Source organism: Arthrobacter sp. TmtSoilC51 (assembly GCF_055388015.1).
Map to the genome: position 1 here is coordinate 1,705,754 of NZ_AP035877.1, position 21,786 is coordinate 1,727,539.

The 21,786-nt window shown below is 61.7% G+C and carries 22 protein-coding genes and 1 tRNA gene; 12 read left to right on the forward strand and 11 right to left on the reverse strand.

Annotated features, from left to right (window positions below; all coding sequences use genetic code 11):
* Window positions 1-30: 30 nt before the first annotated feature.
* The 5 genes from ACZ5G6_RS07750 to ACZ5G6_RS07770 form a co-directional block, all read right to left on the reverse strand.
* Window positions 31-438, reverse strand: a complete 408-nt coding sequence (locus ACZ5G6_RS07750; protein ID WP_223936485.1) for a hypothetical protein — start codon at window positions 436-438, stop codon at window positions 31-33.
* Between the two features lie 42 nt (window positions 439-480).
* Complete coding sequence (locus ACZ5G6_RS07755; RefSeq protein ID WP_498690581.1) at window positions 481-1,764, reverse strand: alpha/beta hydrolase; 1,284 nt, start codon at window positions 1,762-1,764, stop codon at window positions 481-483.
* Between the two features lie 22 nt (window positions 1,765-1,786).
* A complete protein-coding gene (locus ACZ5G6_RS07760; RefSeq protein WP_498690583.1) occupies window positions 1,787-4,288 on the reverse strand; it encodes a bifunctional lysylphosphatidylglycerol flippase/synthetase MprF in 2,502 nt (833 codons plus the stop codon).
* Window positions 4,289-4,385: 97 nt separating this feature from the next.
* Window positions 4,386-4,565 carry a YMGG-like glycine zipper-containing protein gene (locus tag ACZ5G6_RS07765; protein ID WP_223936488.1) on the reverse strand — a complete coding sequence of 60 codons (180 nt, stop codon included), beginning with the start codon at window positions 4,563-4,565 and terminating at the stop codon, window positions 4,386-4,388.
* Window positions 4,566-4,637: 72 nt separating this feature from the next.
* Window positions 4,638-5,867, reverse strand: a complete 1,230-nt coding sequence (locus ACZ5G6_RS07770; RefSeq protein ID WP_498691803.1) for a multidrug effflux MFS transporter — start codon at window positions 5,865-5,867, stop codon at window positions 4,638-4,640.
* A gap of 176 nt (window positions 5,868-6,043) precedes the next feature.
* Here ACZ5G6_RS07770 and ACZ5G6_RS07775 point away from each other — a divergent pair, with 176 nt between their 5' ends.
* From ACZ5G6_RS07775 to ACZ5G6_RS07800, 6 genes are all read left to right on the forward strand, one after another.
* Window positions 6,044-6,892 carry a phage holin family protein gene (locus tag ACZ5G6_RS07775; protein ID WP_223936489.1) on the forward strand — a complete coding sequence of 283 codons (849 nt, stop codon included), beginning with the start codon at window positions 6,044-6,046 and terminating at the stop codon, window positions 6,890-6,892.
* 48 nt (window positions 6,893-6,940) lie between these two features.
* The gene (locus ACZ5G6_RS07780) at window positions 6,941-7,564 is read left to right on the forward strand and encodes a CDP-alcohol phosphatidyltransferase family protein (protein ID WP_223936490.1); all 624 of its coding nucleotides are present in this window, start codon (window positions 6,941-6,943) and stop codon (window positions 7,562-7,564) included.
* Window positions 7,564-8,469, forward strand: a complete 906-nt coding sequence (locus ACZ5G6_RS07785; RefSeq protein ID WP_223936491.1) for a DMT family transporter — start codon at window positions 7,564-7,566, stop codon at window positions 8,467-8,469. The genes ACZ5G6_RS07780 and ACZ5G6_RS07785 overlap by 1 nt, the downstream gene beginning before the upstream one ends.
* A 122-nt stretch (window positions 8,470-8,591) precedes the next feature.
* A complete protein-coding gene (locus tag ACZ5G6_RS07790) occupies window positions 8,592-9,788 on the forward strand; it encodes a glycosyltransferase (protein ID WP_498690588.1) in 1,197 nt (398 codons plus the stop codon).
* An 84-nt stretch (window positions 9,789-9,872) separates the two neighbouring features.
* Window positions 9,873-9,946: transfer RNA gene (locus ACZ5G6_RS07795), tRNA-Ile, on the forward strand.
* 192 nt (window positions 9,947-10,138) lie between these two features.
* Window positions 10,139-11,329, forward strand: coding sequence for an acyl-CoA dehydrogenase family protein (locus ACZ5G6_RS07800; protein WP_498690589.1), 1,191 nt, complete (start codon window positions 10,139-10,141; stop codon window positions 11,327-11,329).
* Between the two features lie 21 nt (window positions 11,330-11,350).
* Here the strand turns inward: ACZ5G6_RS07800 and ACZ5G6_RS07805 are convergent, their stop codons facing one another.
* Window positions 11,351-11,845, reverse strand: a complete 495-nt coding sequence (locus ACZ5G6_RS07805) for a M23 family metallopeptidase (RefSeq protein WP_498690591.1) — start codon at window positions 11,843-11,845, stop codon at window positions 11,351-11,353.
* A 409-nt stretch (window positions 11,846-12,254) separates the two neighbouring features.
* Here ACZ5G6_RS07805 and rpsB point away from each other — a divergent pair, with 409 nt between their 5' ends.
* The 6 genes from rpsB (at window position 12,255) to ACZ5G6_RS07835 (ending at window position 17,155) form a co-directional block, all read left to right on the forward strand.
* Window positions 12,255-13,103: a 30S ribosomal protein S2 gene (gene rpsB / locus ACZ5G6_RS07810; protein WP_223936495.1), complete on the forward strand. Its 849-nt coding sequence runs from the start codon at window positions 12,255-12,257 to the stop codon at window positions 13,101-13,103.
* 121 nt (window positions 13,104-13,224) lie between these two features.
* Window positions 13,225-14,061: a translation elongation factor Ts gene (tsf, locus tag ACZ5G6_RS07815; protein ID WP_223936496.1), complete on the forward strand. Its 837-nt coding sequence runs from the start codon at window positions 13,225-13,227 to the stop codon at window positions 14,059-14,061.
* Between the two features lie 139 nt (window positions 14,062-14,200).
* On the forward strand, window positions 14,201-14,938 hold the full coding sequence (gene pyrH, locus ACZ5G6_RS07820; RefSeq protein ID WP_223936497.1) for a UMP kinase: 738 nt from the start codon (window positions 14,201-14,203) through the stop codon (window positions 14,936-14,938).
* 117 nt (window positions 14,939-15,055) lie between these two features.
* Window positions 15,056-15,613, forward strand: a complete 558-nt coding sequence (gene frr / locus ACZ5G6_RS07825; RefSeq protein ID WP_216925335.1) for a ribosome recycling factor — start codon at window positions 15,056-15,058, stop codon at window positions 15,611-15,613.
* Window positions 15,613-16,548, forward strand: coding sequence for a phosphatidate cytidylyltransferase (locus ACZ5G6_RS07830; RefSeq protein ID WP_223936498.1), 936 nt, complete (start codon window positions 15,613-15,615; stop codon window positions 16,546-16,548). The genes frr and ACZ5G6_RS07830 overlap by 1 nt, the downstream gene beginning before the upstream one ends.
* A 22-nt stretch (window positions 16,549-16,570) precedes the next feature.
* Window positions 16,571-17,155 (forward strand): DivIVA domain-containing protein, encoded by a 585-nt coding sequence (locus ACZ5G6_RS07835; protein WP_223936499.1) that lies wholly within the window; start codon window positions 16,571-16,573, stop codon window positions 17,153-17,155.
* A 12-nt stretch (window positions 17,156-17,167) separates the two neighbouring features.
* On the opposite strand, the gene ACZ5G6_RS07840 is transcribed toward ACZ5G6_RS07835, so the two are convergent.
* The 5 genes from ACZ5G6_RS07840 to ACZ5G6_RS07860 form a co-directional block, all read right to left on the reverse strand.
* Window positions 17,168-17,875 (reverse strand): hypothetical protein, encoded by a 708-nt coding sequence (locus tag ACZ5G6_RS07840; protein WP_498691806.1) that lies wholly within the window; start codon window positions 17,873-17,875, stop codon window positions 17,168-17,170.
* 85 nt (window positions 17,876-17,960) lie between these two features.
* Window positions 17,961-19,427 carry a sodium/solute symporter gene (locus ACZ5G6_RS07845; RefSeq protein ID WP_223936501.1) on the reverse strand — a complete coding sequence of 489 codons (1,467 nt, stop codon included), beginning with the start codon at window positions 19,425-19,427 and terminating at the stop codon, window positions 17,961-17,963.
* Window positions 19,424-19,786, reverse strand: coding sequence for a hypothetical protein (locus ACZ5G6_RS07850; RefSeq protein ID WP_223936502.1), 363 nt, complete (start codon window positions 19,784-19,786; stop codon window positions 19,424-19,426). Before ACZ5G6_RS07850 ends, ACZ5G6_RS07845 begins: the two co-directional genes overlap by 4 nt.
* Window positions 19,783-20,502: a LytR/AlgR family response regulator transcription factor gene (locus ACZ5G6_RS07855; protein ID WP_223936503.1), complete on the reverse strand. Its 720-nt coding sequence runs from the start codon at window positions 20,500-20,502 to the stop codon at window positions 19,783-19,785. The genes ACZ5G6_RS07850 and ACZ5G6_RS07855 overlap by 4 nt, the downstream gene beginning before the upstream one ends.
* 22 nt (window positions 20,503-20,524) lie before the next feature.
* Window positions 20,525-21,727 carry a sensor histidine kinase gene (locus tag ACZ5G6_RS07860; protein WP_223936504.1) on the reverse strand — a complete coding sequence of 401 codons (1,203 nt, stop codon included), beginning with the start codon at window positions 21,725-21,727 and terminating at the stop codon, window positions 20,525-20,527.
* Window positions 21,728-21,786 lie beyond the last annotated feature (59 nt).

The following is a 21,786-nucleotide window of genomic DNA, read 5'->3' on the forward strand; positions in this document are numbered from 1 at the left end:
CGGTTTCACACTGGTGCGGGGTCCATTTTTTTACACGAAATCCATCTCCACCTGAAGGAAGCGGGCTGCTTCCGCCACTGCGGCCAGGAAGGCTTCCTGTTCAGTGGGAGGCGTGCGGGGTTCCCTCGGATGCCACTCGTGGGGAGCGGAGTAGACGCGGCTGAATCCACCACCCGGCGGTGCATAGAAAATTCCAAACCGCTGGACGGGCCACTCAGGTGAGGTCTCCGGGGCAACCAGCAAGGCGGCGTCCACCTCGGGGTTGTACCACTGGGCGATGGGCCGGCGGCGATCATCGGTGAAGAGGCCGGCAGCATAGAGGGCCGCAGACTGGGGACTGGTCACGGAGCACAGCCGGTCCCACCACAACGGCAGGATGCGTTCATCCCGTCGCTGCCAAGGTGCCGGAAGCGGCTGCAGCTCTTGCCAATGTGGCACATCTCAACTTTATCGCCGGGGACGGGCCGGGAACAGGGCTGCCTATGGGGACAAGCCAAGTCTCGGATACAGCACCTCGAAGCCCTTGGTCAGGCCAGCGTTCAACGCGATGCCCACGTGCCCGCCATTTGGCACCTCGTAGTACGTCACCGTCATGCCGGAAGCACGCGCCGCTGCCGAGACAGCCTTTGCAGCTGCCACATATGTCACGTCATCCGAGCCCACGGTGAAAACGGCAGTGGTATCAGGAAAGTGTTTGCCCTTCATGATGTTGATAGGCTTCTGGGCGTCATACGCTGCCTGGTTGCCGCCAAAGATCTCGGCCAGGTTGCCCGCGGGGTCCTCCGCGCCGGGGAACTCCTCGCCGGAGATATCCACCACGTTGCCCCACAAGGTGGGGTATTTGAGGGCGAAGGAGATGGCGCACTGCCCACCGTTCGAGTATCCGGCAATGCTCCAATGGTCGCGGTCCGGGAGGATGTTCAGGTTCGCTTTGGCCCAGTTCACCACGTCAACGTTGATGTACTTTTCCACGTTTCCGTACTTGGCTGTGTCCAGGCACAGGGTGTCGTCTTGCTCAGGTCCGATCTGGTCGGCCACGATCGCGATGGGTGCCAGGCCGTTGTTCTTCACGGCAAATTCGTCCAATGCGGACGAAACGTACTGGGGGTCCGGAAGCCCCGGCTGGCCCATCATGAGGACAAACAACGGCAAACGTGGAGGGTTCTCCGTAAGGGCCGCAGGCGGCAGGTAGATCCCGGCAGGGCGGGCATTGAAACCCGAGGCGGAGGCTGGAATGACCTGCGTTCCCACCTCGCCCTTGGTTGGCATGTTTGCGGGCGGTTTCCAGTTCTGCCAGAGCGGCCCGGCCGGGAGGGGAGCGTCCGGGTCCGGCTTGCTCAGCTGGATGGCTTCCTCGGTGGAAATTCCCAGCGCTGAACCAAGCGTCTTGTTGAGGCCAAACTCCATGTTGACGCCAAGCGCAGTGACCAGGAGGAATACCGGGATGGATAGTGCCGCCGCCACCTTCCGCCATCGCGGACTGTGGCGAAAACTGACCACCGCCAATCCAAGGGCAGCAAAGCCGGTGATCACCCAGAACCACACCCGGGGTGTCAGGCCCACGTGGAAGACGTCCAGGACATCCTCTACGATCCAGACCGTAAACCAGCCCAGCACCGCTGTCACCACAATGCCAACCACCGCGGTAATGACCCAGCGCGATGACGGCCTGAGGAACAGCAACAGGAAAAGCCCGACGCCGATGACGACGGCTATGGTCATGACCACCGGGCCGCTGATCTCGATTTCCAGGAGGCCCTTCATGGCTGCCGCGTTTGTCCGGCGGTCACGCGGCGGGCTCCCGGGCCACCATTTGCCGCAGCAAACCGGCGCTCTGTGAGGGGGAGAGCCCCGGCAAGTACGCGGAGCCAACGGCAAGACCAATGGACGGCAACGCCAACGGGTCCCGGTAATACATGTACAGGGTGCGGTGCTCGGGCTGGAATCTCGACTTGAAAGCTGCCAGCGACTTGAAGCCGTACATGGGCTCCAGCGCATTGCCCAGCACCGCCAGGACCCGGTCCAAAGCGCTGTGGTCGTCACCATCGCCCGTCCCGGCTCCGGCGTTGGCCAGCGGGGACCCTGACAGCGAGATCCGGGGAACGTCGTCCTTGAAGTGATTCACGGCAGAGGCGATCAGGAATTCCATGACTCCTTTGAACCCGGTGGTTCGGCGGCGCATGAAATCCAACGTCCAACCCGATACCACGCCATCTGTGAAAACCGGTAGCCAGCTTGTTACGCCATGGACCAGGCCGTCGTCATCCACTGCCACGCAACACATGACTTCGGGATCCTTCAGTTCATCGAGTCCGCCCAACGTGAACCCCATCTCGGGGAGGGCCTTGTCCGCCACCCACTCCTCCGAGATCTCTGCCAGTTGTGCCCGGATCCCGGGCGGCATCTGCGCATAGTGGTACCAGTAGTCCTTGATGGACAGCTTCTCAGCCCTGTTCAAGGCGGTCCTGACGTTCTGCCATTCCTTGCCCTTGAACGTCATGGCCTGGATATTCAGCAGGGTTTCTTCCGCTACCTCCAGTTTGCGGAAGCCCCGGGGTAGGAGGGCCTCGTCAAGCTCCGCTGCGGCCGAATAGAAGCACGGTGTGAGGCCCAGGGCCGCGCAATGGGCCAGGAAGCCTGTTGCGGCCTCTGTGTGGTGCTCGCGGGCCCCGAACGGACCCGCCACAGTCAGGGCCACTCCGTTGTGCACCTGATAGGCAAGGCCTGCCCTTCTGTCCGGGGTGAACCAGTATTGGTTGTTGTCCCATAAGGCCATCCAGGACAGGCTGCCGCCGCCATTGTGAAGCAATTCGCGGGTGTGTCCCAGATCCGCGGCAGGGTCATTTGCCAACATCCGGAACCGCTGGAAATTGTTCAGCACCATCAACAGGATGCAGAGCCAGATGACGTCCCCACCCAGTCCGTAGAGAACAGTGCTCAGCAGTCCCTGCGGCAGTTCAACGACGAACGGAACGGGGAAGGGGACAAGGATGTGGGTCAGTTGGCCTGCCAGGTCCCACAGCGATGAGCGGGCCGGGTTGCCCTCCACGAACCAGAAGACCACGTACAGGGCCACCGCTACAGCAGCCATGATGAGGGTTGTCCTGCCCAGTACCCGGTATCCGGCGTCGCTGGATTCCACGCGGAATTTGTGGCGGTTAACCAGCAGCAGGACCGCGATGATCAGGGGCGCCAGGACAGCTGGAACGGCATAGAGCAACAGGTAACCGATGTCGTCATTTCCAAGGGTCACTTCCGGATCCGTCACGTACTGCACGATTGCCAGGATCGTCACGAACGCCAGGTACAGCTGGATGACGAGGGTCAGCCGATAGGCGAGGCGACGCCCGCGGCGCAGCCCTTCAGCACAGACCAGCAGCAAGAGCACAGGGATCAGTGTCAGGATGGTTGCGCCAAAACTCTGCACGCCCACCACGCTCTGCAGGGTGACGCAGCTCTTGTCGTTATCGCAGGCTTCCTGTACTTCATCCACGCTGGGGCTTGCTTGGAGCATTACTTCGGACACCACAGACAGCGGCCCGACCTCCAAAGTGCCCGTTAACTGCGTGAGCAAGGGGCCAAGGGCGAACACACCCACCACTGTGCCCACCAGGAACCGGGTCTCACGAAGACTCGAAGAATGAAGGGAGCCTGCACGGCGCCGCAGTACCAGAGCCTGGACGGCCCAGCCAGCCACAATGCCGATGACAGCGCCAGCAAGGGCCTGGAGTGTTTGGGCGACCCCTACAAACAACGCGAACATGAGCGTGGCGGCCAGCAACCAGGTCCGAAGGCGGCGACGCCACAATGCCTCAAGTGCCGCCGTCGAACATCCCAACGCAGCGGCGGCACCACCGTAAGCGCCCACAACATATTCGCCACCCAGGAAACTCAGCCATTGGTCGCTGTTGTCCGTCCCAAAGGCAACCAGCCCCATCAGCACCACGGCGCTCAGGGCAGAACCGAAGACAAACGCTGCAAGTGCCAGCCAAGGACCAATGGTCCGCTCGGCGATACCCACGCCCAGCAGGACCATCACAGTGCAGGCCAGGTAGTCGAGCAAGGATGTTGCAAAGAAGGATGACGTGAACATTGACCATGCCGGGCCCGGATCCAGTGCCAAACCCAGGCCGACCTGTTCCAGAAGTGTCTCGTTCGGGCCGGCGAGAAGGCTCCCGGAAACTGCGCCCACAACCCAAATGAACAGCACTAGTCCCAAAGTCAGGGGTAGCCGCCGTGCGGTCGCCAGGCCGCGAATAGTGCCCCTATATCCCACAGCCGCACTCATGTGATGTCCCCTTCACCGGCGAAGCGGGGGTAACCCCCGGCTGGCCACCATTCTGCCCTGCCACGCGCCCGAAGGGGAGGGGCTTTGGTGGTCTGCGTTACTCCCGGTTCCAGGGGCCGGGGTTCACCCGGTACAGCAAAGCGGCTCCGATGACGGCGCCAAGAACCGCCCCGAACAGCGCACTCCCGGCGAGGCGGCCCAACAGTGCCCCGACGACGGCGCCAAGCACGGCCCCGAGGAAAAGGCCCCTACCGTTGCGGTGCGGTTTCTTGGTCATGGTCACAGCCTACGGTCGGGTTCAAGTGAAATGCCGAACTAATGGATTGAGGGGCCTAATGGATTGAGGGGCCTAATGGATTGAGGGGACTGTCCACGGGCGGACCACCAGCCACAGTGCCGCAATCGCTCCAGTGATACAGACAGCCTGGACGGCACCCATGGGGACCGCCGAGCTGACACCCAGCCAGCCAACCACCGGCGGGACAATGCCTGCCATCATGAATTGCGCTGCGCCCAGGAGCGAGGCCGCCGTACCCGCTTGGGCTCCGTGGTTCGCCAGGGAGAGGACCTGGACGCAGGGGAACATGAAGCCTGTGGCGCAGATGTAGAACCACAGTGGAACCAGGATGCCCCACAGACCCACGTGGAAGAGATCGAGCACGATGATCAGGGCAGCCATGAGCAGCATAAACACCGTGGCTCCTGCGACGATCCACTGCGGAGCCACGCGCCGGATCAACCTCGAGCTGATCTGGACCCCTGACACGATGCCCAGCGAATTGATGCCGAAAAGGATGCCGTACTCCTGGGGCGAGAATTCATAAATGTTCTGGAACAGGAAGGTGGAGGCGGAGAGGTAGGCGAACAGGCCGCCGAAGTTAAGGCTGCCCACCATCAACATGCCCACAAAGATCCGGTCCGTCAGTACCGTCTTGTAGCGCTGCCTTACCGTGACCGTGTTCTTCCCACGCCGTTCCGCTGGGAGGGTTTCGCGAATGAAGAAAATCGCGGCCAGGATCACCAACGTGCCGTAGCTGGCCAGGAAGTAGAAGATGCCGGGCCATGGGAACACCAGCAACAACTGGGAACCGATGATGGGGGCAAGGATTGGGGCCAGCCCGTTGACCAGGGACATCCGGGAGAACATGCGGACCATCGAATAGCCGTGGAAGAGGTCACGGACCATCGCCATCGCGACAACGCCGCCGCCCGCGGCGCCGATACCCATGAGCACGCGGAAGAGGGAGAGCAGCCCGATGTCCGTAGCCAACGCTGCGCCCACCGATGACCCGATATGGAGGGCCGTGGCGAGGATCAACGGCAGGCGGCGGCCAAACTTGTCGCTGAAGGGACCAACCACCAACTGGCCAAGGCCAAACCCAACGGTAGTACCGGTCAAAGTCAGCTGGATCGCCGTGGCTGAGACACCAAAACTCTCCTCCAGCGCAGGGAACGCAGGCAGGTAGAGATCCACGGTGAAGGGCCCCAAAGCGGTCAGGGCACCCAGAAGGACAATGTAAACAAGCTTTTCGCGTCGGCTCAGGGAATCGCCCGGAGCTATGGGATTGGTCACGATTATCTATCCTATGGCCGTCACATCATATTTATGCAGCTACGTCAGGCGCGCCGCGGTGCCATCGGCGAAAGTTGAGCCGGAACCTGAATGATAGTTTTGAGGACAGGTGCCCGCGGCGATGTTTCTCCGGCCGCGTTCGCCCGACACGATGCCCAGAGGAAGCAGTTAGGCGGAACCCAATGAGTGGACGTCACACCGGCCGGACCAGCACGAGACCAGCCATCCGTACTTTGCCGAAGACCCTCAAGCTCGTTGCCCGTTTGGCTCCCAGGCAACTCAACGACGAAATCGCCTTGGCAAAGGTCGAACTCAAGCGCAAGGCCACCCAGGTTGGCGTGGCCGGCGCGTTCTTCGGCGTGGCCCTTGTTTTTATGTCCCTCCTTGTGATCGCGCTGGTCGTGGCCGCGATTCTAGGTTTGGCAACCATCATGCCTGGTTGGCTCGCGGCGCTGATTGTTGCCGCGGTCTTCCTCGTGATCATTGCACTCGGGGCCTTGATCGGCGTTGCCAAGTTCAAGAAGGCCATGCCCTTGGTCCCCGAGGACACCATCCGTGGCCTCAAACATGATCTGGGAATTATGAAGGAAGGCTCGGCCTTCGACGAGTCCATCCTCGATCCCAATTCGCCCGCTGCCAAGGCGGCGAAGGCAGCTAAGGAAGCAGCCGCTGAAAAGGCGAAAGCAGAAAAGGCTGCCAAGGAAGCTGCCAAGGAAGCGGACGCCGTCAAGGCACCCACCGAGGCAGAACTCCGCCGGCGCCTGGACAAGCGGCGCGAACACCTCACCGGCGTCCGAGACGAGCTTGGCGAACAGTTGGACGTCAAGAAACAGAGCCAGGCTTTGCTGGACACCGCCACTGTGAAGTTCCAGGAAGGAAGGGACTTTGCTTCAGCGAAGTTCGCTGGCCTGGGCGACGCCGTCCCCGAGGACTTCACTGGACGCCTCGCTTCCCGGTGGAAGGACCTCGTGGCCTTTGCTGCCGCTGCCGCGGTCTTCGTGGTTGCCCTGCGAAAGCTGCTGAAGAAGTAGCAGCCTGCCGCGGTACCGCACACACTGGAGTAGAGGAAGGGGGACACCATGAGGTTTATCGGCGCAGGATCGCACCCGGGCCGTCCCCAAGTGGACCACGACCTCATCTTTACTGTTCCCAACGTGCTCACCGTTCTCCGCTTCATGGGCGTCCCACTTTTTGTGTGGCTGGTCCTGTGGCAGAAGGAGTACGGCTTTGCTGTGCTCGTGCTGGTCATCATGGGCAGCACGGACTGGGTGGATGGGTATATCGCCCGCCGCTTCGACCAAACCTCCAAGCTGGGCCGGATACTGGACCCCCTGGCGGACCGGGCGGCGCTCATAGCCGTGGCAGTCACTTTGGCGATTGCCGGCGTCGTGCAGTGGTGGTACCTGGCGGCGCTGGTGGTGCCGGACGCCATTCTGGCTATTGCCTCGCTGATCTACTTCCGAAGCCATCCGGACCTTCCTGTCAGCATCATCGGCAAGATCCGCACAGGGCTCCTGCTGGTGGGCACGCCGTTGCTGGTTCTTTCCAAATTACCGATTCCCTACACGGACGCCTACTTCGCCGCGGCTTGGGTTTTCCTCGGCCTTGGACTGCTGGGCCACTGGATTGCGGCCTACAACTATTACTGGGCCATCTTGCGTAAGGGCAAGGAACTGCGGGCCAACGACGGCGGACACGGCTGATGGTCTGGCTGGCGGTTTTCCTTGCCGTACTTGGTGCCTTTTTCCTTGCCATTGGCGCCCAACGCCAGGGGAGCGCGGTCAAGGCCGATACCGGCGGCCTGGCCTTGAGTTCCAACGGGTTCCTGCGGCTTCTGCGCAATCCACGATGGATGCTTGGGCTTTTGCTGTTATGCCTTGGCATGGTGATGAACGCCATCGCCCTCGTATCAGCACCCTTGACTGTGGTGCAACCAATTGGTGCGATCGCGCTGGTCATCACCACGGTGGTCAATGCCAAGGACCAAGGCCTGAGCATCAACCGTGCCACCGTGGTGGCCATCAGCGCGTGTGTCACCGGGTCCGCCTTGTTCGTGCTCCTGGCTGTTAATGTCACGCAGGAAAACCACCACGTTAACGCCGAAGACGAACTGACAATCGTGCTGCTCCTGGCTCTGGCCGTGGGTCTTTTCGGCACCCTTGCGGTGCTGTTCAAACACCGCATGAGCGCCTTCGTGTACATCGTGGGCGCGGGCGTGCTGTTTGGGTTCGTGGCCGTCCTGACCCGGATCATCGGCAAGCACCTGCTGGATCCCAACGGCCTGTTCCTGTTCAATGTGCAGTGGTACACGCTCATTGCAATCGTGGCGGCCGGCGGCCTGGGATCGTGGTTTGTCCAGAGCGCCTATTCAGGTGGCCCACCCGATTTGGTCATCGCCGGACTCACCGTCGTGGACCCCATGGTAGGCATCGCCATCGGCATCGTCATCCTTGGTGAGCTTCGTCCCGATGTCCACGCTGTGATGGCAATCGGCATGGCTGCTGCAGCTTCCCTTGCTATCGTGGGGGTTATTGCCTTGAGCCGCCACCATCCGGAAGTCACCAAGCGTAAGAAGGACGCGAAGGCGGCTGCAAGCCGGAAGGCCTAGGGCAGGGCTTTACCATCGCTTTAACTTGCGCCACCGCTTCGCAGCGGTCCGGCAACCCGGCGACACCACAGCATTGACCCGTGCAACGCTGTTCCGCACCGTGACCATCAGGAGTTCTCCACGTGACCATTCCCGACACCAACAAACCCCTTACTATCCTGATCGCGGCGGATACCTACCCGCCGCATTTGAACGGTGCTGCGCAGTTCGGCTATCGCCTGGCCAAGGGAATGACCGCGCGCGGACACAACGTGCACGTGTTGGCCTGCCGTCCGGACACGGGCAAGAGCTACACGGAGTTCCGTGACGAGGCCACGGTGCACCGCCTCCGCTCGCATGGAGTGTTCACCCACGAATACTTCCGCATCTGCTTCCCTTGGGAAATCAAGAAGGAAATCACCCTCCTGTTCGACAGGGTCCAACCGGACGTGGTGCACATTCAAAGCCATTACATGATTGGCGAGCACGTACTTTATGAAGCTGTAAAGCGTGGCATCAGGGTTGTTGCCACCAACCACTTCATGCCTGAAAACCTGAACCCGTTCCTGCCTTTCCCGCAGTGGTTCAAGGACATCGTGGGCCGTATCTCCTGGAAGGATATGGGCAAGGTGATGGGCCAGGCGGACGTCGTCACAACACCTACCCCTCTGGCGGCCAAGGCCATGCACCAGCACGCGTTCCTCCGGAAGGTCCTGCCCCTGTCCAACGGCATTGACGCTGCCGCCTATGAGCTGAAGCCGGGCGAGACGATTGAACCCCACGCCAACCCCACTGTTCTTTTCGCGGGACGGCTTGCGGAAGAGAAGCACGTCAATGTACTGATCGACGCCGTGGCCAAGACCCCGCGCGAGCTCAACATCCACTTGGAGATCGTTGGCGGCGGCGAAGTCCGCCCGGCCTTGGAGGCACAGGTGGCCAAGCTTGGCTTGGGGGATCGGGTGAAGTTCCTTGGACTGGCAAGCGATGAAGAGCTGCGCGAGGCCTACATCAAGGCCGATATTTTCTGCATGCCCGGCACGGCTGAACTTCAATCGTTGGTGACGCTCGAAGCCATGTCGGCCTCCACGCCGGTGCTGTTGGCAAATGCCATGGCGCTCCCGCACTTGGTCCGAGACGGCGAAAACGGATACCTGTTCACGCCGAACGACAGCACAGAGCTCGCAGCGAAGATTACCAAGCTGGTGGAGCTTCCCGAGGACCAACTTAAGGCCATGGGCAAGGTGAGCCGCGAAATGGTGGAGCCCCACAGCATCAACGGGACACTCCAGACGTTCGAGGACCTCTACCGGGGTGCTTCGTACGAGGACAAGGTGGTGTGACAAAAGCACTCTCACGCAGCTATTAGTATTGCTAGAGTGCATTTGCCCCTACTGCTGCTTCTTCAGCGGCCGGACGGGCATCACGGGGCTATAGCTCAGCTGGTTAGAGCGCGGGACTCATAATCCTAAGGTCCTCGGTTCAAGTCCGAGTAGCCCTACATTTACACGGGAGCCGTGGTTGACGTTTCAGACGTTAGCCGCGGCTCCTTTGCGTTTCCGGTCCCACCCTCGCCTTCATTGCGGTACACCACCGGCGTGCGGTATGTTACTCATCAGTAACTTTCTACTCGCCGGTAACTTCCGGGGTCATGACGTGGTGGCAGGTGGCCGCCATCCTTGAAGGAGCGCATATGTCCAACGCTGCATTCGATGCCAACAACCTCCCTTATGCCGATGGTGACTTTTACGCCTTTGAGCAATTGCTGACGGGCAAGGAGCAGGATCGCCTGGCCGAGGTTCGCCAGTTCCTGGCCCGCGAGGTCAAGCCCATCGCCGTGGACTGCTGGAACCGCGCCGAATTCCCAATGGACCTCATTCCCAAGCTCGCGGAACTCGATCTGGTCAGTCCGGTGCGCCGGCAGGGTTACTCCAATCTGTTTGCGGGCATCCTCCATGCTGAAGTGACCCGTGCCGATGCATCGATCGCCACGTTCATGGGAGTGCATGACGGCCTGTTCACGGGCTCTATCGAGGCCTTGGCCTCCCAGGAGCAGAAGGATGCCTGGCTTCCGGATATTTACTCCCTGAAGAAGATCGGCGCCTTCGGCCTGACCGAGCCCCTGGGTGGTTCAGATGTGGCCGGTGGAACCCGGACCACCGCACAGCGTGACGGGGACAGCTGGATCCTCAATGGCGCAAAGCGCTGGATCGGCAACGCCACGTTCTCCCAATGGGTGGTCATCTACGCGCGGGATGTGGCCGACAACCAGGTCAAGGCATTCCTCGTGGACACCTCGCTCCCCGGATACTCGGCAAGCAAGATCGAGAACAAAATCTCCCTGCGTACTGTCCAGAACGCTGACATCACCCTGGACAATGTTGTGGTGCCGGACTTCTTCAAGCTGGCCAATGCCAACAGCTTCCGCGATACCAACAAGGTGCTCAAGGTCACCCGCCTTGCCGTCGCCTGGCAAGCCGTAGGGCTTCAGCTGGCCGCCTTTGATGTGGCCCGGGCCTATGCAGTGGAGCGCCAGCAGTTTGGCAGGCCCTTGGCGGCCTTCCAGCTGGTCCAGAACCAGTTGGTTCAGATCCTGGGCAATGTAGTGGCTTCAATGGGCATGATGGTCCGTTTGGCGCAGCTTGAGGATGCGGGTGCCGCAAAGGACGAGCAGTCGGCATTGGCGAAGGCATTCACTACCGCACGCATGCGTGAAAGTGTTGCCCTTGGCCGCGGCATCCTGGGCGGCAACGGCATTGTCACGGATTATGAAATGGCCAAGATCTTCTCCGACGCCGAGGCCATCTACTCCTATGAAGGCACCCACGAGATCAACACCCTGGTGACCGGGCGCGCCATCACCGGCGTGTCCGCGATCGTCTAGCTGGTCCTTTGGCGGTGGGGACTAGTCCGAAGGCAGCAGGATGGATGGTCTCAGGTCTTCCACGAATCCCAAGGGGTTGACGTAGTCCTCGCCGTGGCGGACGCCCCAATGAAGGCAGGGTGTTCCGCCGCAGTGCCCCGGCGCCAGGGAGCCAATGGGCTGGCCCTTATGTACGGAATCCCCGGGCTTCAGCTCACTCGTCACGGGTTCAAAGCTGCTCCGGAGGCCGTCGCCATGATCGATCGTGAGAACCGGACGGTCAACAACGACGCCGGCAAAGGTCACCACGCCGTCGGCAGGCGAGGCGACCAAAACGCCGTCGAACGCTGGCCCCAGGTCTACGCCGCGGTGCCCGCTGAGCCACGGCTTGTCCGGCGGATCGAACGTCCGAAGGACGCCGGGCTTGGGGGAGAGGGGCCAGCTCCACCGCGCCCCTGTAGGAGCGGCTGCGCCGGGGATTCCAGCCACAGTCGCGGCGAGGACGAGCAGGGAAATGGAAAGCTTCAAAATGGCCATGTGCCAAGGCTTTCCGTTGCATCTCTGCAGGGCCATCCCCGGGCTGTCCTATGTGGATAACGTCCCCGTTCGGCCGGTCAAACGACTGGTGCTGCTGTAGTACACTTGGTGGAGCAGTTTGCTGTGCCCTCAAGCTAATTCAGGAGCATGTCTCATTCAGATATGTGAGGGTCCCGAGCTGACTACGCGTATCCAGCCCTTCACCAGCGAAGCCTCTTGGCTTTAGGCTGCGGAGGATTGTGCCTCTTGCGGTCCGGTTGAGCCTTTTGGCCCCACTCCGGATGAGAAGTGCAATGGATGCCAGGAGCCGCGCCCGTCCGGGCAAAGGCTAAACAACCGTCAACTATTGGCAGGGTAAGAGCAGCCCCATGGGCTCTCTCATGAATGACCTGCCGGAAGGAGCGTCGGCATGCCCGTCGTAACTATGCGCCAGCTGCTTGACAGCGGCGTCCACTTTGGACACCAGACCCGTCGTTGGAACCCGAAGATGAAGCGCTTCATCTTCACGGAGCGCAACGGCATCTACATCATCGACCTCCAGCAGTCGCTGTCCTACATCGACCGCGCCTACGAGTTCGTCAAGGCTACTGTCGCCCACGGCGGCACCGTCCTGTTCGTCGGCACCAAGAAGCAGGCTCAGGAAGCAATTGCCGAGCAGGCTACCCGCGTTGGCCAGCCGTACGTCAACCAGCGTTGGTTGGGCGGTATGCTCACCAACTTCCAGACCGTCGCCAAGCGTATCCAGCGCATGAAGGAACTCGAAGAGATCAACTTCGAGGACGTCGCCGGCTCCGGTTACACCAAGAAGGAGCTCCTGCTCCTCAAGCGCGAACTCACCAAGCTTGAGTCCAACCTCGGTGGTATCCGCAACCTGACCAAGGCCCCGTCTGTTCTGTGGGTTGTTGACACCAAGAAGGAACACCTTGCTGTCGACGAAGCCAAGAAGCTGAACATCCCGGTTGTTGCCATCCTGGACACCAACTGCGACCCCGACGAAGTCGACTTCCCGATCCCGGGCAACGACGACGCCATCCGCTCCGTCAACCTGCTCACCCGCGTTGTTGCTGACGCCGTAGCTGAGGGCCTCATCGCCCGCAACCAGCGCGCCACCGGCACCACCGAGGCTCCGGAAGAGCCGCTGGCCGAGTGGGAGCGCGAACTCCTTGAGGGCAGCAAGGCTGAAGAAGCTCCGGCCGCCGAGGCTGCTGAAGCTCCCGCTACTGAAGCTGCATCCGGCGAAGCCGAAGCAGCCAAGTAAATCTGGACCTTCCCTGAGGCCGGAAACGGCATCGGGGGTAACTGACAGGATGGCGGCTCACGCGGTGGGCTGCCGTCCTGTCAGTCCGTAAACACACAACTTTCTAGACAGAGGGGTTCACATGGCGAACTACACTGCTGCTGACATCAAGGCCCTGCGCGAGCGCACCGGCGCCGGCATGATGGACGTCAAGAAGGCTCTTGACGAGGCCAACGGTGACGCCGAGAAGGCCATCGAGATCATCCGCATCAAGGGCCTCAAGGGCGCTACCAAGCGCGAAGGCCGCTCCACCGCAGAGGGCCTGGTTGCTGCCAAGGTCACCGGCGGCGTGGGCGTAATGATCGAGGTCAACTGCGAGACCGACTTCGTCGCCAAGGCTGACAAGTTCATCCAGTTGGCTGACAAGGTCCTCAACGTTGCTGTCGAGTCCGGCGCTGCCGATCTCGAAACCCTGCTCGCCACCGAGGTCGACGGCAAGCCGCTGTCCGAGATCGTCATCGAAGAGGGCGCTGTCCTCGGCGAAAAGGTTGTTGTCCGCCGTATTTCCCGCGTCGAGGGCACCACGGTTGACGCCTACCTGCACAAGACCTCCAAGGACCTTCCGGCACAGGTCGGCGTTCTGTTCGCTGTTGACGGTGAAGGCGAAGCCGCTGCCACCGCCGCACACGACATCGCCGTCCACGTTGCAGCCATGGCTCCGAACTACCTGACCCGCGAAGACGTCCCGGCCGAACTCGTCGAGTCCGAGCGCCGCATCGCTGAAGAGACTGCCAAGGCTGAAGGCAAGCCCGAAGCCGCTCTCTCCAAGATTGTTGAAGGCCGCGTGACGGGCTTCTACAAGGGCGAAGTTCTGGTTGACCAGGCATTCGCCAAGGATTCCAAGAAGACTGTTGCACAGGTCCTCGAGGAAGCCGGAGTCAAGGCAACCGCAGTAACCCGTTTCCGCGTCGGAAACTAGTAAGTCATGAAAAGGGGTGGTCACTTCGGTGGCCGCCCCTTTTTCATGCACCCGTCCGGATAGTATCTGCGCGGACCCACAGCACGATAATGACCCACAGCACGATAATCTAGCCAGAGTCCACCAACGGGAAGGCACCATGGAAACCGTCAATACTGCAATCCAGCCCGAGAAGACCCGCCGCCGTGTACTTCTGAAACTTTCCGGCGAGGTCATCGGCGGAGGCAAGCTCGGCGTCGATCCTGAGACCGTCCGCGCTATCGCCAAGCAGATCGCTGCTGCCGTCCCAGACGTTGAAGTAGCCATTGTGGTTGGCGGTGGAAACTTCTTCCGCGGAGCCGAACTATCCCAGAGCGGCATGGACCGGTCCCGTGCGGACTACATGGGCATGCTTGGTACGGTCATGAACTGCCTCGCGCTGCAGGACTTCCTGGAGCAAGCGGGAGTCGAAACCCGCGTCCAGAGTGCCATCACCATGGGTCAGGTGGCTGAGGCGTATATTCCGCGCCGGGCCATTCGCCACATGGAAAAGGGCCGCGTGGTCATCTTCGGTGCTGGTGCCGGACTGCCTTACTTCTCCACGGACACAGTGGCTGCCCAGCGTGCGCTCGAAGTACACGCCGACGTCGTGCTGATGGCCAAGAGCGGAGTGGACGGCGTCTACACCGCAGATCCCAAAAAGGATCCCTCCGCCGAAAAGCTAGATGTCCTCAGCTATGACGACGCGCTGCGCCGGGACATCCGTGTCATGGACCAGACAGCCATGACCATGTGCAAGGACAACAATCTCTCCATGGTGGTCTTTGGCATGGAAGGCGAGGGCAACGTTACCCGCGCCATCCTGGGTGAAACGCTGGGAACCCTGGTTACTCCCTAGCAGCGGCTAGGATATTTCTAGGACCTTCCGCCCCCTGGGGCGGATCTTTACTGTGCATTCCTGTAACGTGCATTGCCGCCCGCAGTTGGGCAGCGACTATTTTCTGAGGAGAAACCCGTGATCGAAGAGACCTTGCTCGAAGCCGGCGAGAAGATGGACAAGGCGGTTGAGGTAGCCAAGGAAGATTTCGCCTCGATCCGTACGGGCCGGGCCAACCCCGGGCTCTACAACAAGGTGATCGTGGAGTACTACGGCACCCCCACTCCGCTGCAGCAGCTTGCATCCTTTGCAGTGCCGGACGCACGGACCATCCTCATCACGCCGTACGACAAGACGGCCCTGCGCGACATCGAGAAAGCCTTGAGCGACTCTGAGGTTGGCGCCAACCCCTCCAACGACGGCAACATCATCCGCGTCACTATCCCGGAGCTCACCAAGGAGCGCCGTAAGGAATACGTCAAGATCGTCAAGGGCAAGGGTGAGGACGCCAAGGTCTCCATCCGAAGCATCCGCCGCAAGGCCAAGGACGCAATCGACAAGTTCGTCAAGGACGGTGACGCCGGCGAGGACGAAGGTTCACGCGGTGAGAAGGAACTCGACGCCATCACCAAGCAGCACGTCGACAGCATTGACGAACTGCTCAAGCGCAAGGAAGCCGAGCTGCTCGAGGTCTAATGAACCAGGCAGAGCCGGCACCCGCCGGGCGGGTCCCGACACGCGACACGAGCAAACGCGTCAGGCGTCTGCGGGGGAACCCGACGCCGAAGGCTGGCCGGAATCTTCCGGCTGCCATCGGCGTCGGGCTTGCCATGCTTTTCGCGGTTCTTGGGGGGCTGCTGTTCCTTCCGCTCGGGTTCGTCCTTCTCACCACATCTTTTGCGGTGTTGGGAGCTTGGGAAGTCTTCAGGGCCCTGGAAGCCCAGGGAACCAGAATGCCGATCATCCCTGTGATGATCGGAACCCTGGTGATGCCGGTTTCCGCCTACTTTGGCGGTTTGGAAGGTTTGCTGTTCACCATGACGGCAAGCTGCGTCGCTGTGCTCCTGTGGCGGTCCATTGAGAGTGCCGCAGGTGCCCCCCGCAGCGTCTTCGCGGGGGTGTTCACTCTCGCCTGGATACCGTTCCTGATCAGCTTCGCCGCACTTCCGCTCCATGCAAGCGGCGGCGCGACTCCGGTGGGCCTATGGCCGGACGGCATTCCAGGGGGAGCCTGGGAGATTGCCACCATGCTGCTCCTGGTCGTATCGAATGACACGTTCGGCTACATCGTGGGCGCATCTTTCGGGAAGCACCCCATGGCGCCGAAAATCAGTCCCAAGAAGTCCTGGGAAGGATTTGCGGGTTCTGTCGGGGGCGCCATGATCATTGGCGTTCTCGCATGTGTCCTCTTTTTGGACAAACCGTGGTGGGTGGGCCTGGTGCTGGCTACCGGCATGGTTGCTGCGTCGACGGCGGGAGACCTCGCCGAGTCCATGGTCAAGCGCGAACTTGGCGTCAAGGATATGAGCAGCATTCTTCCTGGCCACGGCGGCGTCATGGACCGCTTGGACTCGATTGTCTTCGCGGCTCCTGTAGCCTATGTTCTGTTCGCGCTGCTGAGCGGCGTCTGACAACCCCGATGAAGGAAAATTAGTGGCTTTGGATATTCGTCGCCAGATTCCCGCAACGTTCGAACGCGTGGAGCGCAGCAAGTACGGCTACAACGCCAAGCAAGTGGATGCGTTCCTCAGCCGTGCCAGGACCTCTTTCGAGAACCCGGTGGGCGCCCCTGACCAAGTGACCAGCACGGACGTTCGCGACGTAGCTTTTGACCCCGTCAAGGGTGGGTACGACGCCAACAGCGTTGACGCCGCCTTGGACCGCCTCGAAGACGCATTCGCACGCCGGGAACGGGACGAGCTCATCAGCCAGCAGGGCGAGGAAGCCTGGCTGCGGCAGATCGGTAAGTTGTCCGGCATCCTTCGCGGCCGGCTGCACCGGCCCGACGGCGAACGTTTCCGCCGCCCGGCCAAGAAGAAGGCTCGCAGCTACAACGTCCAGGATGTGGATGCACTCTGCGCCGAACTCATTGGCTACCTTGAGCACGATCAGCCCCTCAGCGTGGACACCGTCCGCCGCGCCGTCTTCCGCGCGGCCAAGGGTGACCAGGGCTACGAAGAAGCCCAGGTGGATGCATTCCTTGACCGGGTGGTTGAACTGATGGCGGCCATCGACTAAGAAGGCCCGAAACTAACGCGGGGTTGGAGAGATGGTGGGATTGTTCTTCCACACATCGAGGTAGCGGCGCCTGCCGCGGGCCATTGCAGTAACGAAAAAAGCCAATGCTGCCACGACGGCTACGCTGACGGCTGCACCGGCCGGTAGCCCGGCGACCAACAGTGCCGAGCCAACCAACAAAGCGATCAGGGCAGCGTTCACGGTTGCCATGAACACCATGCTGCTGCCAGCCACTTGGCTGAAGTCCTTCCTACCGCCGAAGAAGTAATACGTCCGTTTGGCGCCTTCCTCGTCGTCGTTGGACGCAGCCATGAGGTATCGCGCCAGGCCCGGGTCAAGATCGACGTAAGCGGCACGCAACCGGTTCATGGCAATGACATACATCAGGTCCTCCATCCCCACGCTCATGACGCGTATGTGGGTTAAGAGCCCTACCAGGAGGTCGATGGTGAGGATAGTCAGCGCGAATGCCCTGAAGGACTCGGAGAACTGCGTAGCCTGACCCACGAGGGCCACACTCAGCAGGCTGGCCGACGTGAAGGTCAGGAACATGCTGATGCGCGTGAGGACCTCGCCTTGCGTAGTGCTCCTTGAGGCAAGCAGGCTCCAGTGTTCGGTGGCCAGCAATTGCGCCCGTATGCTCGGGGAAGCCGAAGCTTGGGCAGCTGCCGGCTGGCTCACCGGAAGTTCGGCGTTGGCTGCACCCGGTTCTTCGGACATGGCGCCATTGTCCACCCTGCCGCAATACACGGACAACAGGCGCTGCACGGACAACAGGCGCTGCGCGGACAACAGCTGCCTGCGCTTAGCGTTCGGTGGCTACGGGCCGTTCCGGAACGTGCAGGCGGGACATTACGCGGTTCACGGAAGCGGGCACGCGGTTTTTGGTCCAGAGTGAGACTGCCACTGTCGTTGCGAAAGCCGCCGGGACCGTCCATGCAGCCGGTTGGGCCAGCCAGGCAGGTGCATTGCCCTGGCCCATGACCGTGCTAACCACCATGGCCCCGCCGCACAGCAGTGCACCGGTCACCATCCCTGCAACCGCCCCTGCATCGGTCAGGCCACGCCACCAGATTCCCAACAGCAGCACGGGGCAAATGGTGGAAGCCGTAAACGCAAAGACGAGTCCAACACTCCCAGCCAAGGCCAGGGTGTCGGTCATGAAAGCAAAGCCCAAAGGCACGACGGCGGCCAGCAGCGCTGCGAGGCGGAATCCCCGGACACTTCCACCGAAAAGGTCCTGGCTGATGACGCCGGAAAGTGACACCACCAGCCCCGACGTGGTGGAAAGGAACGCGGCGAAAGCGCCGGCGACCACGAGTGCTGAGAGGAGTTCACCGGCTGTCCCGCCAACCAGCCTGCCGGGCAACAGCAGGACCAAGGCATCGGCTTGGCCCGACTGCGCGAGTTCCGGGGCAAACATCCTGCCCACAGCGCCCGAAAGCGTTGGGAAGAGGTAGAAGACCGAGAGGAGCCCTAGGACGATCAGTGTGGTGCGTCGTGCGGATTGTCCATCGGGATTCGTGTAGAAGCGCACCAGGACATGCGGCAAGCCCAGCGTCCCGAAGAGCAACGCCACCATGAGTGAAATGTTCTGGTAGGCGCTGGCGGCTGGCTGGCCGGTGGGATTGACCGGAAGCTGGGCCTGGTACTGGGTGTCGCTTCCGGCCAGTACCAGGAGTACGAATATCACAGGCACGGCCAACGCAGTCAGTTTGAGCCAATACTGGAAAGCCTGGACGAACGTAATGGATCGCATCCCTCCTGCCACCACCGTGAGGCACACCACCAGCACAACCGCCGTCGAACCTACCCACGACGGCAGGCCAGTGGTGATGCGGATGGTGAGCGCAGCGCCATGAAGCTGGGGCACGATGTACAACCAGCCGACCGCCACCACCACCAGGCTCGTGACGCGTCGAACGATTCTGGAATCCAGGCGCGCTTCGGTGAAATCGGGGATGGTGTACGCGCCGGAGCGCCGAAGGGGAGCGGCCACGAACAGCAACAGCATCAGGTAGCCTGCGGTGTAACCAACGGGGAACCATAGGGCGTCGGTCCCGGATAGCAGGATCAGTCCTGCGACTCCCAGGAAGCTCGCGGCCGAGAGGTACTCGCCGCCGATCGCGGAGGCATTCCACCACGGCGGTACTGTGCGTGAGGCGACGTAGAAGTCCCCGGTGGTGCGCGAGATGCGAAGGCCATAGAAGCCGATGACGGCCGTGGTGATCGAAACTGCCAGGAAAGCAACCAGGCCAACAGCAGGGTTCACTTGTCCTCCACAAGATCCTGATAGCGGGCTTCATTGCGGGCGGCCGCGCGGTTGTAGAGCCACGCGCTGAGGCCTATCACGGGGTAGATTCCCAATCCCAGAAGCAGCCAGTCGAGCGGAATGCCAAGGATCCTGGTCTCAGCTACCCCGGGTCCGAAGACCAGCAAGAGGGCGAAGGCAGCGAGAATCAGCAGGAAGCCGCAGGCCACCACCAGTGCGAGGCGCAACTGGGAGCGAATCAGGGAACGAACAAAGACGCGTCCTACGTCCGAATCCTCGCCGACTTCACCACCGTAAGGGAGCCGGGTGGGAGCAGGTTTCGCTGATTGGCGTGGTGCCGTGACCCGAACGCGCGTCATCCTTGTGGCCGGATGCGGGTGGATTGCAGCTTGTCCCGCACCGATGGCAAGTGGCGCCGGCTAATGGGAAGTTCGGCGCCAGCCACTCTGACGCTCGGGGCCGTCGCCGAGAGCTTTAGATGGCCCACATGGTTGAGCGCAATCAGGTAGCTACGGTGGATCCGGATGAACCCGGCTTCCGCCCACTTCTGTTCCAGATCGCTGAGGGGGACGCGGATCAGGTAACTGGCTTCGGCCGTGTGCAGCCTGGCGTAGTCGCCCTGCGCCTGCACATAGCTCACATCATCGCGACGGATCATGCGGGTTGTGCTGCCAAGGTCCACCGTGATCATTTCGGGAGCAGGTGTCCCATCCTTGATCAGCTCACTGATCCGGTCCACGGAACGTGCCAGCCGCTCGGCCCGGAGCGGCTTGAGGAGATAGTCAATGGCGGCCAGGTCGAAGGCCTCCAACGCGCAGTCTTCGTCAGCGGTGACAAACACGACGGCGGGCGGGCTGGTGCTGTGCGAGATGGCGCGGGCGATGTCCAGGCCAGAAAGGGCGGGCATGTGGATGTCGAGGAACACGGCGTCAACGGACTCCCGTTCCAACATCTGCAAAGCCTCGGTGCCGGACGACGCCCGGTAGATCGCGCCGATGCGCGCATCCTGCCCGAGCAGGAAGGCAAGCTCCTCCACAGCAGGCAGTTCGTCGTCAGCGACGAGCACGTTGATCATGATTAAAGATTAGCCCTGTGTGTCAGGCGTCATGTCCGGGCTGGGATTTGGGCACCCGCATGGTGATCAAGGTTCCTTCTCCCGGGGCAGTTTCGATAACCAGGCCGTGCTCGTCCCCGTAGACCTGCCGCAAGCGGGCGTCGACGTTGCGCAATCCCACGTGCTCGCCGTCTGTGTGTCCGGCAAGCACGGACCGCAGGTGCTCCGGGTCCATCCCCACGCCGTCGTCCTCGATTGTGACCTCTGCGAACGCGCCCGAATCGTTGGCGCAAATGGTGATGTGTCCCGGACCTTCCTTCGCCTCAAGGCCGTGCCGGACCGCGTTTTCCACCAGCGGTTGAAGGCTGAGGAACGGAATGACAGTGCTCAGCACTTCGGGCGCGATCCGAAGACTCACCTGCACGCGTTCGCCAAACCTGGCCCGTTCGAGAAGGAGGTAGCGATCGATGCAGCGCAGTTCCTCGGCCACAGTGGTGAAGTCGCCATGCCGCCGGAACGAGTACCTGGTGAAGTCTGCGAACTCCACTACGAGTTCCCTGGCACGCGCGGGGTCCGTATTGATGAAGGAAGCGATGGCGTTCAAGGAGTTGTAAATGAAGTGCGGGCTGATCTGAGCACGGAGAGCCCGGACTTCGGCCTCCATCAAGAGGGTCCGCGAGGCTTCCAATTCGGCGAGGTCAAGCTGGGCGGCAATCCAGTCAGCCACTTCGCTGGTGGCCCTTACCAGCCCGGCTCCGGCAGCAGGCGCAAGGGCCGCCACTGATCCGACCACCCTGGAGCCGGCACGGATGGGGGCGATGACGGCACTGAAGTCATGGCTGCCATGCTCGGACTTTGCCCGGTTTGGGTGCCCGGCGTGGGGTACCACTGCCGTTCGCCCCGTGGCCAAGACTTCGGCGGCCAGGCGCATCAGGGAAGGCCTTAACTCCTCGGCAACCCCGTCCCACGCAAGGACCGAATCGGTGTCTGTGATAGCCAGCGCATCGCAGCCGAGAAGCATCCGAAGTTGCTTGCTCGCCTTGGCAGCACCAGCCGCCTGCAGTCCGCCACGCAGATGCTGCCCCGCACGTGATGCTGCATGCAGTGTGTTGTAGGTGGCCCGCTCAGCATCCGTGCCAAGGTCCCGGAAGGAGCGGATCACCTTCAGTCCAACACCAACGACGACGGCGATGGCCATCACGATCACGGCGATCGCGGCTGCGGTGAAAAGCGGGGAGTCCGGCATAGAGCCAGCGTAACCGGATGCCCGCTCACATCCTTCCCGGCTTTTCCCGAATGCTCGCT

What these genes read in the sequence shown, in the direction of transcription:
- ACZ5G6_RS07800 (WP_498690589.1), top strand. Translation starts at nt 10,139, where the DNA reads ATGTCCAACGCTGCATTCGATGCCAACAACCTCCCTTATGCCGATGGT.
- ACZ5G6_RS07855 (WP_223936503.1), bottom strand. Translation starts at nt 20,502, where the DNA reads ATGATCAACGTGCTCGTCGCTGACGACGAACTGCCTGCTGTGGAGGAG.
- ACZ5G6_RS07775 (WP_223936489.1), top strand. Translation starts at nt 6,044, where the DNA reads ATGAGTGGACGTCACACCGGCCGGACCAGCACGAGACCAGCCATCCGT.
- tsf (WP_223936496.1), top strand. Translation starts at nt 13,225, where the DNA reads ATGGCGAACTACACTGCTGCTGACATCAAGGCCCTGCGCGAGCGCACC.
- ACZ5G6_RS07785 (WP_223936491.1), top strand. Translation starts at nt 7,564, where the DNA reads ATGGTCTGGCTGGCGGTTTTCCTTGCCGTACTTGGTGCCTTTTTCCTT.
- rpsB (WP_223936495.1), top strand. Translation starts at nt 12,255, where the DNA reads ATGCCCGTCGTAACTATGCGCCAGCTGCTTGACAGCGGCGTCCACTTT.
- ACZ5G6_RS07830 (WP_223936498.1), top strand. Translation starts at nt 15,613, where the DNA reads ATGAACCAGGCAGAGCCGGCACCCGCCGGGCGGGTCCCGACACGCGAC.
- ACZ5G6_RS07780 (WP_223936490.1), top strand. Translation starts at nt 6,941, where the DNA reads ATGAGGTTTATCGGCGCAGGATCGCACCCGGGCCGTCCCCAAGTGGAC.
- ACZ5G6_RS07860 (WP_223936504.1), bottom strand. Translation starts at nt 21,727, where the DNA reads ATGCCGGACTCCCCGCTTTTCACCGCAGCCGCGATCGCCGTGATCGTG.
- ACZ5G6_RS07765 (WP_223936488.1), bottom strand. Translation starts at nt 4,565, where the DNA reads ATGACCAAGAAACCGCACCGCAACGGTAGGGGCCTTTTCCTCGGGGCC.
- ACZ5G6_RS07760 (WP_498690583.1), bottom strand. Translation starts at nt 4,288, where the DNA reads ATGAGTGCGGCTGTGGGATATAGGGGCACTATTCGCGGCCTGGCGACC.
- ACZ5G6_RS07850 (WP_223936502.1), bottom strand. Translation starts at nt 19,786, where the DNA reads ATGACGCGCGTTCGGGTCACGGCACCACGCCAATCAGCGAAACCTGCT.
- ACZ5G6_RS07840 (WP_498691806.1), bottom strand. Translation starts at nt 17,875, where the DNA reads ATGTCCGAAGAACCGGGTGCAGCCAACGCCGAACTTCCGGTGAGCCAG.
- ACZ5G6_RS07755 (WP_498690581.1), bottom strand. Translation starts at nt 1,764, where the DNA reads ATGAAGGGCCTCCTGGAAATCGAGATCAGCGGCCCGGTGGTCATGACC.
- ACZ5G6_RS07805 (WP_498690591.1), bottom strand. Translation starts at nt 11,845, where the DNA reads ATGGCCATTTTGAAGCTTTCCATTTCCCTGCTCGTCCTCGCCGCGACT.
- pyrH (WP_223936497.1), top strand. Translation starts at nt 14,201, where the DNA reads ATGGAAACCGTCAATACTGCAATCCAGCCCGAGAAGACCCGCCGCCGT.